At 49.9% G+C, this 15,807-nt stretch carries 12 protein-coding genes and 1 pseudogene; 6 read left to right on the top strand and 7 right to left on the bottom strand.

Going from position 1 to position 15,807, the window contains the following annotated elements:
• Positions 1-65 precede the first annotated feature (65 nt).
• Positions 66-701 (top strand): carbonic anhydrase, encoded by a 636-nt coding sequence (locus ACI2I2_RS16100; RefSeq protein ID WP_404658789.1) that lies wholly within the window; start codon positions 66-68, stop codon positions 699-701.
• A gap of 123 nt (positions 702-824) precedes the next feature.
• On the opposite strand, the pseudogene ACI2I2_RS16095 reads toward ACI2I2_RS16100, so the two are convergent.
• From ACI2I2_RS16095 to ACI2I2_RS16075, 5 genes and pseudogenes are all read right to left on the bottom strand, one after another.
• Positions 825-938: pseudogene (locus ACI2I2_RS16095) on the bottom strand (IS3 family transposase); the annotation flags it as partial.
• Entirely contained in the window at positions 892-1,422 is a 531-nt protein-coding gene (locus ACI2I2_RS16090; protein WP_404658830.1) for a Na+/H+ antiporter NhaC family protein, read from the bottom strand. The gene ACI2I2_RS16090 and the pseudogene ACI2I2_RS16095, both read right to left, overlap by 47 nt.
• A 36-nt stretch (positions 1,423-1,458) precedes the next feature.
• Positions 1,459-1,938 carry an Hcp family type VI secretion system effector gene (locus tag ACI2I2_RS16085; RefSeq protein WP_404658788.1) on the bottom strand — a complete coding sequence of 160 codons (480 nt, stop codon included), beginning with the start codon at positions 1,936-1,938 and terminating at the stop codon, positions 1,459-1,461.
• A 194-nt stretch (positions 1,939-2,132) separates the two neighbouring features.
• Complete coding sequence (locus ACI2I2_RS16080) at positions 2,133-2,846, bottom strand: hypothetical protein (RefSeq protein WP_404658787.1); 714 nt, start codon at positions 2,844-2,846, stop codon at positions 2,133-2,135.
• A 208-nt stretch (positions 2,847-3,054) separates the two neighbouring features.
• Positions 3,055-3,231: a hypothetical protein gene (locus tag ACI2I2_RS16075; RefSeq protein WP_404658786.1), complete on the bottom strand. Its 177-nt coding sequence runs from the start codon at positions 3,229-3,231 to the stop codon at positions 3,055-3,057.
• A gap of 713 nt (positions 3,232-3,944) precedes the next feature.
• On the opposite strand from ACI2I2_RS16075, the gene ACI2I2_RS16070 reads away from it, so the two are divergent.
• The 5 genes from ACI2I2_RS16070 to ACI2I2_RS16050 all read left to right on the top strand — a co-directional run bounded on the left by ACI2I2_RS16070 (position 3,945) and on the right by ACI2I2_RS16050 (position 12,913).
• Complete coding sequence (locus ACI2I2_RS16070; protein ID WP_404658785.1) at positions 3,945-4,259, top strand: PTS fructose transporter subunit IIB; 315 nt, start codon at positions 3,945-3,947, stop codon at positions 4,257-4,259.
• The gene (locus ACI2I2_RS16065; protein WP_404658784.1) at positions 4,252-5,367 is read left to right on the top strand and encodes a PTS fructose transporter subunit IIC; all 1,116 of its coding nucleotides are present in this window, start codon (positions 4,252-4,254) and stop codon (positions 5,365-5,367) included. The genes ACI2I2_RS16070 and ACI2I2_RS16065 overlap by 8 nt, the downstream gene beginning before the upstream one ends.
• Positions 5,368-5,471: 104 nt before the next feature.
• Positions 5,472-8,063, top strand: a complete 2,592-nt coding sequence (locus tag ACI2I2_RS16060; RefSeq protein ID WP_404658783.1) for a glycoside hydrolase family 38 C-terminal domain-containing protein — start codon at positions 5,472-5,474, stop codon at positions 8,061-8,063.
• Positions 8,064-8,067: 4 nt separating this feature from the next.
• Positions 8,068-10,557, top strand: a complete 2,490-nt coding sequence (gene ptsP, locus ACI2I2_RS16055; protein WP_404658782.1) for a phosphoenolpyruvate--protein phosphotransferase — start codon at positions 8,068-8,070, stop codon at positions 10,555-10,557.
• Positions 10,558-10,804: 247 nt separating this feature from the next.
• A complete protein-coding gene (locus tag ACI2I2_RS16050; protein WP_404658781.1) occupies positions 10,805-12,913 on the top strand; it encodes a metallophosphoesterase in 2,109 nt (702 codons plus the stop codon).
• A gap of 185 nt (positions 12,914-13,098) precedes the next feature.
• Here the strand turns inward: ACI2I2_RS16050 and nhaC are convergent, their stop codons facing one another.
• Both nhaC and ACI2I2_RS16040 read right to left on the bottom strand, forming a co-directional pair.
• Complete coding sequence (gene nhaC / locus ACI2I2_RS16045; protein WP_404658780.1) at positions 13,099-14,535, bottom strand: Na+/H+ antiporter NhaC; 1,437 nt, start codon at positions 14,533-14,535, stop codon at positions 13,099-13,101.
• 10 nt (positions 14,536-14,545) lie between these two features.
• Complete coding sequence (locus tag ACI2I2_RS16040) at positions 14,546-15,757, bottom strand: trans-sulfuration enzyme family protein (protein ID WP_404658779.1); 1,212 nt, start codon at positions 15,755-15,757, stop codon at positions 14,546-14,548.
• Between the last annotated feature and the right edge of the window lie 50 nt (positions 15,758-15,807).

The raw sequence follows: 15,807 nt of genomic DNA, 5'->3' as shown, positions 1-15,807 counted from the left end.
TCTTACTGGACAGTAGCAGTGTGATCTTTATCATAACAATACGCATACAAAAAAGAGAGCACGCTATGCAGCATATCATCGAAGGTTTTCTTAACTTCCAGAAAGAAATTTTCCCGCAGCGTAAAGAGCTGTTCCGAAGCCTTGCCTCCAGCCAGAACCCCAAGGCGTTGTTCATCTCCTGCTCCGACAGCCGTCTGGTGCCTGAGCTGGTCACCCAGCAGGAGCCTGGACAGCTGTTTGTCATTCGTAACGCAGGGAACATCGTCCCGTCTTTCGGCCCGGAGCCGGGCGGCGTTTCCGCCACTATCGAGTACGCCGTGGTGGCGTTGGGCGTGACGGATATCGTGATTTGCGGCCATTCAAACTGCGGCGCGATGAAGGCGATTGCGACCTGTCAGTGTCTGGACCCCATGCCAGCCGTAGCACACTGGCTGCACTATGCCGATGCGGCAAGAGCGGTAGTCGAGAAGAAGACCTGGGATAACGAAACAGACAAAGTCAACGCGATGGTGGAAGAGAACGTTATCGCCCAGTTGAATAACATCAAAACGCATCCGTCGGTGGCAGTAGGCCTGCGTGATAACGCCCTGCGCCTGCACGGATGGGTGTACGACATCGAAAGCGGCGTCATCCGTACGCTGGATAAAAATACCAAAACCTTTGTTTCTCTGGCTGACAACCCTGACGTCTGCTTCGAATAGCACAGGCTTGAGTAAAAAAGGCCCCTGGTGATGAACGCCGGGGGCTTTTTATGCAAGCGCTATGAAACCCGTCAGTTTTGCAACTGACTGGTATGCTTACAACCCAACTGTAAGCACACCCGTTTAGTTCAATGTACTTTTTGAGTATTCCGGTTTTCCAGCCATCAGCCGGTACTCATCGGGTGTCAGATTATTCAGGGAATGATAAGGCTGTTCGCTGTTCTGTTCCGGCGGCCACATACCGTGTGCCAAAACTCGTCCATTTAGACAAGAAAGCATACAGGATCGCAATCAGCCAGCAGGACAAATTAAAGAGAACAAACGGCAGGTAATCGACCGTCGCCACCCCGAGCGTTTTCGCCATAAACATGCCGGAGATTGTCCACGGGAACAGGCCTTCAAGCAGCGTTGTGCCGGATTCCATGGCGCGAGACATATTCACCCGATGCAGTTTCTGTTTCTCATAACACGGCTCGTACATGCTTTTGACGATAAAAAAGCTGATCACCGCGTTGCCCGTGCAGGCAACCAGCACCGAACTGGTGAACATCGTCGCGAGGATGGTGCGAGTGACGGTATTGAGTTTTTGCACCAGCCGCCGGAGGATCACCGCCAGCGCCCCGGAAACATCCAGTGCGGAAGCAAACAGAAACGCGCACAGCATCACCACAATCGGCCCGACCATCGAATACATGCCGCCACGGTTCAACAGCACATCGATATTCTTCGCGGTGGAAGCATCTTTTTAACCCCTTATCTAGTACGTTGCACGTTCATTCCATGCGTCTGTATAGATAATATTTCCATCACAGTGTTTCCATGTGATTTTTTCATAACGCATGAGCACAGTTTCAAGGTGTGTTCCTGTATTCGCACCCGGATATAGGTCCGGGGTAATTGACGTTAACTTTACACCCTCAAGAATGATATTGAAGTACTCTTCTTCTAAGCCTGCTTCATTAACCTGATACATTTTAAATGTGGCGGATTGCAGAGTCTTCCCGGTGCTTAACGCACGGTAAAGCATGGGCGTTACGCGATCAAATTCTTTTTGGAACATGATCGGCATATGAACACGAGTCCCTGTTAGTTTACCCGTATTACCATCAACTGGAATGTTGACGTTATGAGTGAATGATTTCAGTTCAATAGCACCCTCGCGGCCCATCACAAGTGAGGGGCCTATCATAGGCGAACCATTTTCATCTGTTAGCCATAAATAAGCAGGGTTTGACATAAAAACTCCTTGTAAATTATTTGTCGTATTTATCGAATCTGGCTGTGAACTTCGGCAGAATGATAACAAGTATAATTGTTGATATTATTGTTAGTAGAAACCAGTATGTTGGAAAGAAATGAAGATAAAAGAACCCAGAAGCAATAATGCTCACGATAAGAATCACTTCATTAAACAGCAGTGATAAAATGCTCTTAAACATTATATTTACTCTTCAGTGCATCATAGATTTCATCAAAATCACGATAAACCTTCATCTGAACCTTTTTGATTACATCCGATAGGATCGGTTCAACGAAGTAATAAAGCATTTCTAATTGTGCGTTGTAAAGTATTGCATAATATTTGGGGTCTAATGCCTTTAGCCTGCGTGCCGCCATGGCACAATGTTGCTCTGTACCGAAGAGTTGAAAAGCCGTAACTACGTTCGGAACCCTTGCAGCTAAACGTTCAACAACGGCTTGAGCGACAGGGTTAGAGGAGGAAAGAGCCTCAGCAAAAGCAAGAGTTACGCCGGAACGCGCGACCCTGCTGGTAGCAATACCGGCAATGAATTTAGTCGCCTTTGTATCCACACTGCGAACATCGCCTTTATTATTGCCATTCCTGGTATCTTCTACGACCATTTCGAAATAGAGATGGAGCATTTGGCCGATCACATCCCGATAACGATAGATGGAATAGATATTCATCCACATTCGTTTTTCTTCTGAGAGCAGTTCCTGGCATACGTCCTGGTATTTCGGTAGCAGGCAGGATGAGTACCAACTTGCTCGCTCGACGCCCGAATAGAGATCTGAACCGATTCCTTGTAGCGCCTTCCATGTACTGGTAACACCTTGCTGCCCATATATGGCTAACTGGCGATCGCTCTGGAACTTCAACTTTAAATAATCTGACGCCTGCATGGCGGCATCCTTACTTTCCTTGTTGTTATTCTTGAATATACGCCGAAAAAACAACAGTTCAAAATGCTATTTCAACTTTTGAGTTATCCGATTATGGGCTGGCAGGGCAGATATTTCCCCTGCCAACGTTAAGCTAATTAAACGGGAGCCGTCAGATACCTTGTGCCGAAACGCGTCCATTTCGGCAAGAAGGCATACAGGATCTCTATCAACCAGCAGGACAAATTAAACAGCACAAACGGCAGGTAATCGACAGTTGCGACGCCGAGTAGCTGGTGGAGAAATCGCGGAACTCCGCCATGCTCTCACGAGAAGTGATCACCGCCCCGGCAATCAAATCACTGCGGCTGCCGAGATATTTGGTGCAGGTATGAATGGACTGCACACCAAAATTTTGTCATGAAGCCCCTGCCATAACCGCTCAACGTGTTTATCCGCTGCGAGTAAACAGGCTGGTCAATTACCCTGAACTTTTACTTTGCCCGGTAATGCCTTGTGTTGTTATTCAATTCAACAAATGTTCAATTTATTCAAAAATACTTTCTGGGGAGATTGACTGTTTTGTGCAACAGGTCACAGCTATATTACTATGAATGATTTATTTTTACGACGTTATTTATGACGGAGTTAATGGCATTATGCTCAGTATATCATTCATCAAAAGCATTATTTCCATTTTGTTGTCTGCGGACCGCAAAATGAAATTGATGCTTGATGGTTTATGCTGGTTTAATTCCATTAATTGTCTTACCGAAAACGACCTCCCTGAATCAGACTGTATGGACATGCAAATAGCCAAGGGATGGTCCCTGTTATGGGAATGCGCCAGTCAGTCCCTGTGTACCGGTATTCGTCAACGTTTTCGCCAGAAAACACCTTTTTGCCAACATTTTCAGCACTCACTGTTATGTCGCCGTAAACGTGACGAGCTCCTTTTTTGTTTCCGTAACACCAGTTTGCATCAGCTGCTAGTTTGCCGCCACGCCAGTGGTGCAGATGCTGATAATCAGATTGGTCAATCTGTTGTTTCTCAACAAAGCACAATGCGCGTTTTCGCCATTGTGCTTTTTTTATGGTCTGAATTTAAAAGGAATCAATATGTACATTGTTTGTGTTGCAGCGTGTCCAACCGGTGTCGCTCATACCTATATGGCTGCTGAGTCGCTGGAGATAACGGGTAAGCATCGTGGTCACGAAGTGAAGGTGGAAACACAGGGAAGTTTAGGGGCTGAAAACGAAATTACTGCGGACGATCTGGCGCGTGCAGATGCAGCCATTATTGCTGCGGATGTGGCCATCAGTGGTAAAGAGCGCTTTGAGGGCATGGTTAAGCTCGAATGCAGCGTTTCAGACCCCATTAAGTTTGGTGATGCCGTGTTTGAAGCGGTAGAGAAAGAGGTGGCAAATGGCTAAATTCCAGGGCGGGGGGAAGCAATCTGCTGGTGTAGAAGTCAAAAACGCCATTATGACCGGGGTATCGTGGATGCTGCCGTTTGTGATTGCCGGGGCGGTTCTGATGGGGATAGCCCGTATTGGAGCATCAATCTATGGCATTGATAATATTTGGGATGCCAGCTATGAGCAGGCCAGTACGGTCATACAGGTGCTACATAAATTTGATGGCTTTGGTGGGCTGGCGCTGTCGTTGATGCTACCGATTGTATCTGGATACATCAGTTTCGCACTGGCGAATAAACCTGGGCTAGCTCCTGGCATGGTTGGTGGCTTGCTGGCAAGTAACCTGGGAACCGGTTTTCTGGGTGCTCTGGCCGCAGGTTTTGTTGCCGGGTATATCGTTCGAGCTCTTAATCGTTATATCAAACTGCCGCGAGCACTGGCTTCTGCGGGGCCCATTTTTATTTTGCCTGTCGGCGGTACGTTACTGACGTGTGTCTGTATGGCCTTTTTGATTGGCTCCCCTTTAGCAGCCCTTAATCATGGAATGGAAAGCTGGTTGTTGTCGATGTCAGGGACAAACAAGATTGTGTTGGCTGCGGTCATTGGTGGCATGGTGGGATTTGATCTCGGAGGCCCGATTAACAAAGCCGCTGTGACCACCGCAATGGCATTACTGGCATCGGGGATTTACGACCCCAACACAGCTGCTCAGGTGGCGATTATTGTGCCGCCTATTGGTTTGGGCGTCGCGACTTTACTGTGGTCATCACATTTTCCGGAGTCTCTGCGCGAAGCAGGAAAAGCCTCTACATTAATGGGGCTGATTGGGGTATCTGAGGGGGCGATCCCCTTTGCATTATCAAACCCACGTATCATTATCGTGAATGTCATTGGGTCTGCCGTGGCTGCGGCCATGGCCGTGGGATTAGGGGCTGTAAATCATGCGCCTATTTCAGGGTTTTATGGCTGGCTGGCTGTAGATCAATGGCCCGTTTACGTACTGTCAATTGCCTGCGGGGCGGCCATTATTGCCTGTGGATCTCTTTTAATTTTCCATCAAACCACTGGACAATCGGCGATAAAAAAAGAAGTTAAGGCTCCGGAGTTTAAAGCCGGCCGCTAAAAAGATGTACCGCGGGTACATCTGAATGAATGAGTCCTGTGTTTAGCGTAGATAAATATCTGCGCGGGATACGCTCGTATAAAAACAGGAGCAGGAACAGAAAGATGAAAACGGTTCACTTAATTCAGCATACGCACTGGGATCGTGAGTGGTATTTCACAGAAAACGACTCTCAAGTGTTGCTTTATTACTTCATGGAAGATCTTCTTAATCGCCTTGAAGCCGATACATCATTAGGCCCATTTATTCTCGACGGGCAGACAGTCGTGCTGGAGGATTATTTCCAGTTCGCTCCGGAGAATCGTGAACGTGTACAAGCTTTGGTAGCAGCCGGTCGACTATTAATTGGCCCATGGTATACACAAACCGATTTTTTGGTGGTGGGTGCAGAGTCGATTACTCGCAATTTGTTACTGGGGCAACTGGACTGTGAGCGGTTAGGGTCACGTATGGCCGTTGGCTACGTACCTGATTCATTTGGTCAGAGTGCCCAGCTACCGATGTTCCTGAAGCAATTTGCTATCGACCATGCGGTTGTCTGGCGAGGCTGGAGTGAGTATGACACTCCGTTTACTGAATTTCGCTGGCGTAGCCTGGACGGCAGTTGCGTCACAACAGCCATACTGCCACAGGGGTATGGCTGTGCTAAATGGTTACAGACAGATCCGCATCAGGCATGGCCAGGACTCTCTGAGGTACTGGAGAAACAAGCCGCTTTCAGCCGCAGCACACAACTGATACTGCCAAATGGTAATGACCAGTCACCTTTCGAGTATGGCGTACCAGCGATGCTGGATGCCCTGAACACGCAACAAACAGTGTATCGCTTTGTTCGCAGTGATTTCGCTCGCTATTTCGAGGCGCTTGAAAGCACCCCGCTCGATATTTTCGAAGGTGAATTGCTGAGCCCGAAATACATGCGAGTCCATAGAGGTATTTTCTCAACTCGCATGGACATCAAGCAGACAAATGCCCGGCTGGAGAATTTTGTTAGTCGCCAACTGGAGCCATTGCTGAGTGTTAGCTGGTCACTGGGATTACCGTATCCTCAGCAGGTGGTGGAAAATATCTGGCGTGAAGCCATGAAGTCGCATGCACACGACAGTATAGGGGGATGTAACTCTGATCGGGTGAATGCGATTGTTAAAGACCGCCTGCTCTCGGGGCAGGAAAAGGCCAGCCAGCTTTTTGAGCTGAATATGCAGATGCTGGCAAACGGAATATCCGCACAGCAGGATGGCAAGAAAATCATCATTTTCAATGCACTGCCTTCCCCACGGGATGGGTTGGTGGCTTTAACGTTGTATTTGCCGGGTGAGGATTTCAGCATTGTCGATGAGCAAGGACACTCCTGCCGCTGGCAGATCCTGCAGGAAACGTCGCAGGACATGTCTGTCATTGTGCAGGAACTTTCCAACAGTCCTTATCCTGTTTTTTACCGTAAATGCCAGATTTTACTGGATGTTTTAGCGATACCTGCCAGTGGTTATAGCACCTTATACCTTCAGGAAGGGGTGCCTTCCTGCTTTACCCGCTCTTCTTCATTGACTCATGTCCTGGAAAATCAGTGGCTTCGGCTGACGCTGGAAGGTGATCAGGTTGTGCTCGTTGATAAACGTAGTGGTAAGCGCTGGGATAACCTGATTCTGCTGGTTGATGGGGGAGATGCTGGTGATACCTACAACTATTCACCACCCGAAGACGACTGGCGTGTAACCAGTGAAGGTTCACTACAGAAAGCTGAGTGGCAGCACGGCGCATTAGCCAGCACGTTAATGCTGAACTGGTCGATTGCAGCACCACAAACCCTGGAAGATCGGCGGCAGCGACGCTGTAACGGACTGCTGGATATCAGCATGGCTATCACGCTAACACACCAGAGTCCAGTGCTTGACATGAAAGTGACGGTCAATAACACCTTGCAGGATCACCGTTTGCAGGTCCATATCCCCAGCGAAGTGTGTGCGGATATGCATTTTGCCGACCAGCCATTTGGGTTGATCCGTCGCGAAAATCGCCCCTCCACACTGGATGTCTGGCAACAAGAAAACTGGGGAGAGTCACCAGCCTCTCTTTGGCCGATGCAAAGTCTTGTCATGATGCATGACGGCAGGCAAGGGATGTGTGTGGTGACTGATGGGTTACGCGAATATGAAATTCCGGATGACCGCCCATCAATTATGGCTGTTACCCTTCTGCGTAGCGTTGGCTGGCTGGGGCGTGCTGGTATGCCCTGGAGACCTGGCCGGGCATCAGGTATGGCTCTGCCTTCTCCGGATTCGCAAATCCCTGGTGAGTTCCATGCCAGTCTCGCCCTGGTTCCGATGCATGATGCAGAGAGTCCTGAATTCTGGCGTAGCGTTGAGAGATGGCGAACCCCTCTGGTGGGCTGGCTGGATTCGGGGTGGGCTCGCTTCAAAACAAATCCACATAATCTCGCGTTTCCATCGACATACAGTCTTCTGCGCTGGGATACACCCTTGCATTTCAGCACGCTGAAAAAGGCGCAACAAGGAGAGGCTCTGATCCTCCGGGGCTGGAATCCGGGTTCACGAGAGCTGATAAGCCCAGCCCCTGAAGCAAACGCAATACTCAGTGAAGTCGCTTTGTCAGAGATGCAGTCAGTGACATCTCACAACACAGTACCTGCATGTGCACCAGTCTCCTGGCGGATCACACCAATAATCAAAGGATAACGTCGTGTTAAAAGTTCATTTCACTTGCCCGCTTGAAAATGGCCTGCATGCCCGGCCAGCCAGCGCGCTTGAGCAACGTGTCAGTCAGTTTTGTTCGCGCGTTCAGATTGCCAATCTGCGCAACCAGCATCAGGCTGACGCGCGCAGCATTCTGGCGATGATTGGTGCTGACATTTTGTATCAGGATCCCTGCGAGTTAATTATTGAAGGCGAGGATGAAGCCTCTGCTCATCAATGCCTGTCCCGGTTTATCACTGAGGAGTTGACCGGTTGTGATGAACCTGTTGAGCATGATCAGAACCAAGGGGCACAACCATTACCCGTGTATCTGGCTCAGACAATGGCCGGGATCCTGCGAGGTAAAGGCGTCAGTGTGGGGATGGTGCAAGGCTATGCGATGCACCTGGGGGTGCCAGACCTTCATCGGCTGGCTGGAGAAGAGGCCAAGGCAACTTCTGTGACTCAACGCCAGGCATTGGAGGCCGCGTGGCATCAGGTACATACTCAACTTCACGACGAGTTGAGGCATGCACATGGGGAATCTGCCAGCGTGTTACAGGCACACATAAAACTGCTGGGTGATGCTTTGCTGAAAAAGTCGCTATTGGCTGAGCGGCCAACACGTAATGCACTGGAAGCGCTGGCTCAGACGCTGGATGAATTAAGTGCGCCTTTACGGGAAAGCCGCAGTATTTATTTACAGCAGCGGGTTCTGGATTTGCAGGATTTAGGGCTGCGCCTGGCAGCGAACCTGACTTCAAAACCTCTGATGCCGAAAACCGTATTACAACGGGACAGTATCGTGATAAGTCCTGTTCCGATCACTCCTGGGCAGTTTCTGGCACTCCGTGGCCCACATCTGAAAGGTGTGATCATGGGAGCGGGCGGGGAAACGTCCCATACGGTCATTCTGGCCCGATCATTCGGTATTCCTTTGCTGAGTGTTGAGGCTGCGGAAACCGGTCGCATTCGCAGCGATGAGTCACTGCTACTGGATACGCGCTATGGTGTAGTTGTCATATCTCCGGATGAACAGGCGCAGCGCTGGTATCAGCTGGAACAAGCAAAACAGCAACGCCTCGAACAACGCCTGCAGCCATTAACGCGGCGTCCAGGGCGTACGCAGGACGGTGAACATGTCACTGTGCTGGCAAATATCGCACTTGCGGCGGAAGCTGAATCCGCTTTTGCAGCGGGAGCAGAAGGTATTGGTTTGTTCCGCACTGAAATGCTGTTCTGTGAGCGGTCTGCACCACCTGATGAGGAAGAACAATACCAGGCGTACCGCCATGTTCTTGAGCAGGCTAAGGGGCGTAAAGTTGTGATCCGCACCCTGGATATCGGGGGGGACAAACCTTGTGATTACATGGAGATGCCACAGGAAGAGAATCCTTTTCTGGGCTGGCGTGGTATTCGCCTCTATCCGGCATTTATGGACATTGTCAGGTCGCAGATGCGTGCTCTGCTACGTGCTAGTGCTGCCGGGCCGCTACACATCATGGCCCCGATGGTGACAACGCTTGAGGAAGTGAAGTGGCTACGCGAGCAATTCCAGAAAACAGAAGCCGACCTGCATGAAGAAGGGTACCCCACTGGAGTGTGGTCATTGGGGATCATGGCTGAAGTTCCCTCTGTGTTGTATCTGCTGACCAAGGCTGCCGCATACATTGATTTCGTTTCTGTGGGCAGCAACGATCTGACGCAATATTTCCTGGCCTGTGATCGTGGCAACACGCAGGTGCGGCATTTGTACAATTACTTCGATCCCGCATTTTTGCAGTTACTGCGAGAGATGACCGCTCAGGCGAACAGGGCTGGCATTGACATCAGTTTATGTGGGGAGATGGGAGGAGATACGGCTGCGTTACCGCTTTTGTTAGGCATGGGGTTACGCCATATCAGCATGTCAGTCAGTCGGATCGCGCCGTTGAAAGCGCGTTTAGCGACATCAACCATTGCGGCTTGTGAGGAGGTTTTATGTCAGGCTCTGGAGTGTGAGAGCGCTCAGGCGGTCGCAGAACAACTCCAGTCACAGGTGGCTGATATCTCTAAACCTGTTTTTGATCCTGCGCTTATTTTACTGAATTACACGGTAGTCAGTAAGGCTGAGGCCATTAAAGTCATCACCGATAACCTTGAGATTGAACAGCGAACACTTTCTGGTTCTGAGGTGGAAACCGCTATCTGGCAACGAGAAGAAATATTTTCTACAGCACTCGGGTTCGCCATTGCGCTTCCGCATTGTAAATCCTCTGCTGTCACCAGTAGCAGTGTCTCGGTGATGCGCTTAACGGAGCCGCTGGCCTGGAGTGATGACGTCGACGTGTCACTGGTCATCATGCTGACGGTCAGCGAACAGGAGAAAGGTGACCATATGAAAATATTCTCCAGACTGGCTCGAAAATTAATGCATGCAGATTTCCGTCAGCAGTTAATGGACAGCAAAGCCCCTCAAAATGTTGCTGAGCTACTCGAACAGGAAATGGCGGGCTAATCATGATGCAACAAATTCCCTACTGATTACCCAGCGTTAAGAGGAAATGATTATCTCCATAATCATAATGTTTCATGGCCTGGGAATAAAACAGGGTTCCCTATGCTGGAATCGATTATGTCTCCTGTAATGATGGCTCTTACATAAAAGACGGAAAAACATATCGGGATGCCTGGGCGATGCGTTATCGCGTCGGTTTTGCAAATAATTTCTAATTCATTCAGTTGAATGCTGGAGGGTGTGATTTATGAACAATAAAATGTGTTCGTGTCTGATGCTGGGTCTAATGCTATCAGGGAAATTAGCCGCTGCTTCGGATTATCAATATAGTGTTGCGTTTATGCCAGATATCCATTTTCATGATGTCTACGGGCATTTTTCCGACGGTGCATTTGATGGACTGAAAAACAGTAAAAGTGGTCAGCCAGCCATGATCCGCACAATGTACGCACAGTTAACCTCGACCCGACTTTTTAATGAGAATTATTTTGCATTACGCGCCGCACTTGATGATGCGGGCAAAAAAGGCATTAAACTTGTCGCTTTGCCTGGTGATTTCAGTGACGACGGTCAGCCCGTTCATTTAAGAGGGTTGGTAAAGATACTGCACGAGTATGAGCAGAAGTACGGCATGCGCTTTTTTGCGACGCCAGGGAATCACGATCCAAACCGGCCATTTGATCTGCCGGGCGGAGAGGAAGACTTTCTGGGGGCAGGGGGGAAAACTCAACGCATTTTTAGCTACGGTGCAAAGGAATGTACAGGATATAAAGGCAAAACAACGGTTATTCAAACCGATGCAGAATTACCGACAATTTGCAGTGAGGAAATGGTGAGTAGTGGTTATCAGCATGTTATGGATGCCATGAAATCCTTTGGTATGAATCCATTGCCTGATGATATCTACTGGGAAACACCCTATTCTGACTATCATTCTAAGAGATATAGTTACGCCGAAGCCCTCAGATTCAGTGATTTCAGTCAGCGACAATATGAAATTTGTACTCAGGGTACAGGAGGGAAATATAAACAACCAGGGTATGGGCCATGTTTTAATGTTGCAGACAGCAGTTATCTTGTTGAACCTGTTGCTGGACTCTGGCTGATGGCGGTAGATGCAAATGTCTATATTCCTTCTGCAAAGGCTGATATCACAAATCCAACTTACGCGAAGAATTTTGAAGGCTCTGGAGATGCCGGGTACAACAAAATGCTGACGCATAAACAGCAGACTGTTGCCTGGATGGCGTCGGTTGCAAAACGTGCCAAAGCTCAAAATAAAACACTTGTGACGTTTAGCCACTTTCCGATGGTTGAGTTTGATAATGGTGCAGCAAACGATATAGAAACCCTCTTTGGTGAAGGGAAATTCCAGTTAGCCCGGGCACCTAAAGAAGATACCAGCCATGCACTGGCAAAAACGGGTATCGGTGTTCATGTCGGTGGCCATATGCATTTCAATGACACCGGCGTACGACGCTATAAAGATGGGAGCTTATTGTTTAACATTCAGGCGCCATCAATGGCAGCGTATGTGCCTGCTTATAAGATATTGAATTTCAAAAACCAGCATGAAATTGATGTCCAGACCGTCGTTATTGATTCCGTCCCACGGTTTAATGAATTGTTCGAGCATTATCAGCAGGAATGGGACCATCTGAATGCAATTCATTCCCCACATATCTGGAATAATAATATCCTCAAAGCCGGAAGTTATTACGACTTTACCAACTGGCACATTACTGAGTTAACTCGTCTGCGTTTCATTCCTGAAGAGTGGCCATGTGAAATCCGGCAGATGGTGTTTAGTCTGAATGGCAAGGAAATGCTGATATTAAGTCAGCTTGAGGGATCAATGCCTTACAGTGATGTTCTCCGTGCTCCTTTGAGCGCCAGTCATGCCATTTGTGCCAAAGGTACGAATCTGGAGACGGTTGATATCACGCAGCGCTATCTTAAAAAGAATGCAGGTGCATGGAAAACGGCCAGCAAAAAAGCCGAAATACTGGCAATGAATGCAGGTTTTCAGTTGGATGACTTCGCGCGATGGAATGGATTTGATCTCGCCGTAGACTTCTATCGTTTGCGCAATGCAGATGAACTTGCACTGCGTGATATTTCGGGATCTCGCTTGAGCCAATATCGCCTGTTGACCGGGAGTCTTGCCGCTACACTACCACCGACAGTGATTAAGATTAATTCCGGGAGTTCATTTGAAACCATATTCAAATTACGCTTTGGCAGTATTTTTAGCGTTATTGACAAATATCTGAAAGGGACGCCGAGCCGTAACTTCCACATCAATACGAAAACCGGAGAAATTTCACCTGTTATCCAGAATGTGACCCCGATATAGTTGTTTAACCTGCGCAGGGCTCTGTTCTTATATAGAGCCCTGCTTGCTGTGTAAGTATCCAGAAAAAAGACCCTTTAAATTTCGAAATTGGTTCTAAAAGTTACTTGCCGGGCTGGAAGTGCAAAAATTGTTTTGTGGGGTGTGCGTTGGCAGGGCGGATATTCCCCCTGCCAACGTTAAGCTAATTAAACGAGAGCCGTCACATAGCGTGTGCCAAAACTCGTCCATTTAGACAAGAAAGCATACAGGATCGCAATCAGCCAGCAGGACAAATTAAAGAGAACAAACGGCAGGTAATCGACAGTCGCAACGCCGAGCGTTTTCGCCATAAACATGCCGGAGATTGTCCACGGGAACAGGCCTTCAAGCAGCGTTGCGCCGGATTCCATGGCGCGAGACATATTCACCCGGTGCAGTTTCTGCTTCTCATAACACGGCTCGTACATGCTTTTGACGATAAAAAAGCTGATCACCGCGTTGCCCGTACAGGCAACCAGCACCGAACTGGTGAACATCGTCGCGAGGATGGTGCGAGTGACGGTATTGAGCTTTTGCACCAGCCGCCGGAGGATCACCGCCAGCGCCCCGGAAACATCCAGCGCGGAAGCAAACAGAAATGCGCACAGCATCACCACTATCGGGCCGACCATCGAATACATGCCGCCACGGTTCAACAGCACATTGATATTCTTCGCGGTGGAAGCATCCATTGTTAATGACGCCAGCTCCGGCAGCATGCTGGAGTTAAATCCATTGATTGCTGCGCCAACAATATCTGCCATCGCGATATCCTGAAAAACCACTGCCAGCGCAATGCCGAAAGCGGCTGAGGCAATCAGGACTATCACGGAATCCCATTTCTTCATCGCGCCGATAAACACTAAAAGCGCGGGGGAGAGCAGTAACGGGTTGAGCCAGAACAGCGTGTTTAGCGACGACTTCATCACCGCAATCGCCGCCATTTGTGCGCCGGTGCCACCGCTCAGATGGTTGCCCAGCAGGTAAAAGCCGACACAGGCGCAGAAGAACGCCGGAACCGAGGTATAGAGCATATTGCGGATGCTCTGGTACAAATCCGCGCCTGCAGCAATGGCGGCCATGTTGGTGGTATCGGACAGCGGTGAAAGCTTATCGCCAAAGTACGCCCCGGAAATCACGGCCCCGGCGGTTATCGGCAATGAGACTTCCATCGCCGAAGCCACGGCCATCAACGCCACGCCAATGGTGCCCGCCGTTCCCCATGATGTGCCGGTAAACGTTGAGATGCAGACCGTCACCAAAAACGCGGTGAGGTAGAGATAGGCCGGATTGATCACCGCCAGGCCGTAATACACCATCATCGGAATGGTGCCGGAGACCATCCAGCAGCCAATCAGCATACCAATCGACAACAGCAGCAAAATGGCGGGAACGGCGTCTTTGATTTTCACGACCAGGGCTTTTATGACCTCGCTCCAGCTGCCGCCGTACCAGACGGCATAAAAGCTGGTAACAAGGGTGATGCAGATTAAGGTGAATTCGACCGGGTAGTTCAGCAGGCCAATGCCGACGGCAAAGACCAGAAAGATAGCGATCAGCAAGCCGACCGCAGAGGCGAACGAAGGCTGTTTTTGCGTGTTCATCCTTAACTCCTCACTTTCCATGAAGGGAGGCAAAAGCCGACTCCAGATCGGCAATCAGCAGCGTCGGGCTTTCCTGGCCGACAGAGAGACGAATCAGGCCCGGCGCGATGTCATCCGCCGCCAGTGCGGGTTCGTTGTAACCCCGATTTGGCGAGATAATCAGGCTCTCGTAGCCGCCCCAACTGCAGCCGATTTTGAACAAACGACAGCTGTCGATAAAACGCTTCACCTCTGCGAAGTGCCCGCCGCGAATTTCAAAGGAAAACAACCCAGAGAAGCCGTGCATCTGCTTGCGGATAATCGCCTGTTGCGCGGCATCTGCCATGTACGGATGGCGGATGTTTTCCACTTCCGGGCGAGTTTTCAGGTACTCAATCACCTGCAACACGTTCTCCTGATGGCGCTGCATGCGCACAGGCAAAGTGCGTAATCCACGCAGCAGCAGCCAGGCGACAAACGGCGACAGCACCGCGCCGAGCAGCTGGTGGGAGAAATCGCGGATCTCCGCCATGCGCTCACGAGAAGTGATCACCGCCCCGGCAATCAAATCACTGTGGCCGCCGAGATATTTGGTACAGGAATGAATCACGATATCGAAGCCAAGTGTCAGCGGCTTTTGAAACAGCGGCGTGGCCCAGGTGTTGTCGATAACCGTGGTAATCCCGTGCGCCTTCGCAAGCGTGGCGATAGCCGCCAGATCGACAATGTTCATCGTCATGGTGCCGGGTGATTCAGCGTATATCACACGCGTGGACGGACGTATCTGGCGGGTAATCGCTTCCGGCGTGCCATCCAGCACCACGTCGTACTCTATGCCGAATTTCTTCGCCATCTGTTTAATGAGCGCCATCGCCGGGCCGTAGACGTTATTGACCAGAATAATGTGATCGCCGCTGTTGAGGTTTGCCATCAGCACCGCGCTGATAGCGCCCATGCCGGAAGCAAAACAGCGGCACGCCTCGCCACGCTCCAGCTTTGCCAGCTTGTCTTCCACCATTTGCACCGTGGGGTTCAGGCCGCGAGAGTAGATGAAGCGTTCAGCCTCGTGCTGCATGTCGTCGCAGTAGGTTTGATAATCTTTCTGTACAAACAGGCTGGTCTGGATTATCGGGGCGCTGACCGCGCCAAAGTAGAGCTCGTACGGCTCGTCCTGCCCGGAGCAGGCGATAGCATCGGCAGCCGTAAAATCGTCATTTTGCAGGAACAGAGTATTGAGGTTCATTCGACATATCCTTGTGAAATAAAAGACAAAGCGAGACCCGGCACGCACGG

It is taken from the genome of Scandinavium sp. NPDC088450 (assembly GCF_044900545.1).
Lineage (GTDB): Bacteria > Pseudomonadota > Gammaproteobacteria > Enterobacterales > Enterobacteriaceae > Scandinavium.
This window is presented reverse-complemented; position numbering and strand designations above follow the sequence as displayed.

Excerpts from the sequence above, each read along its gene's own strand:
- nhaC (WP_404658780.1), bottom strand. The coding sequence starts at position 14,535 with ATGAACACGCAAAAACAGCCTTCGTTCGCCTCTGCGGTCGGCTTGCTG.
- ACI2I2_RS16040 (WP_404658779.1), bottom strand. The coding sequence starts at position 15,757 with ATGAACCTCAATACTCTGTTCCTGCAAAATGACGATTTTACGGCTGCC.
- ACI2I2_RS16085 (WP_404658788.1), bottom strand. The coding sequence starts at position 1,938 with ATGTCAAACCCTGCTTATTTATGGCTAACAGATGAAAATGGTTCGCCT.
- ACI2I2_RS16060 (WP_404658783.1), top strand. The coding sequence starts at position 5,472 with ATGAAAACGGTTCACTTAATTCAGCATACGCACTGGGATCGTGAGTGG.
- ACI2I2_RS16065 (WP_404658784.1), top strand. The coding sequence starts at position 4,252 with ATGGCTAAATTCCAGGGCGGGGGGAAGCAATCTGCTGGTGTAGAAGTC.
- ACI2I2_RS16080 (WP_404658787.1), bottom strand. The coding sequence starts at position 2,846 with ATGCAGGCGTCAGATTATTTAAAGTTGAAGTTCCAGAGCGATCGCCAG.
- ACI2I2_RS16050 (WP_404658781.1), top strand. The coding sequence starts at position 10,805 with ATGAACAATAAAATGTGTTCGTGTCTGATGCTGGGTCTAATGCTATCA.
- ACI2I2_RS16070 (WP_404658785.1), top strand. The coding sequence starts at position 3,945 with ATGTACATTGTTTGTGTTGCAGCGTGTCCAACCGGTGTCGCTCATACC.
- ACI2I2_RS16100 (WP_404658789.1), top strand. The coding sequence starts at position 66 with ATGCAGCATATCATCGAAGGTTTTCTTAACTTCCAGAAAGAAATTTTC.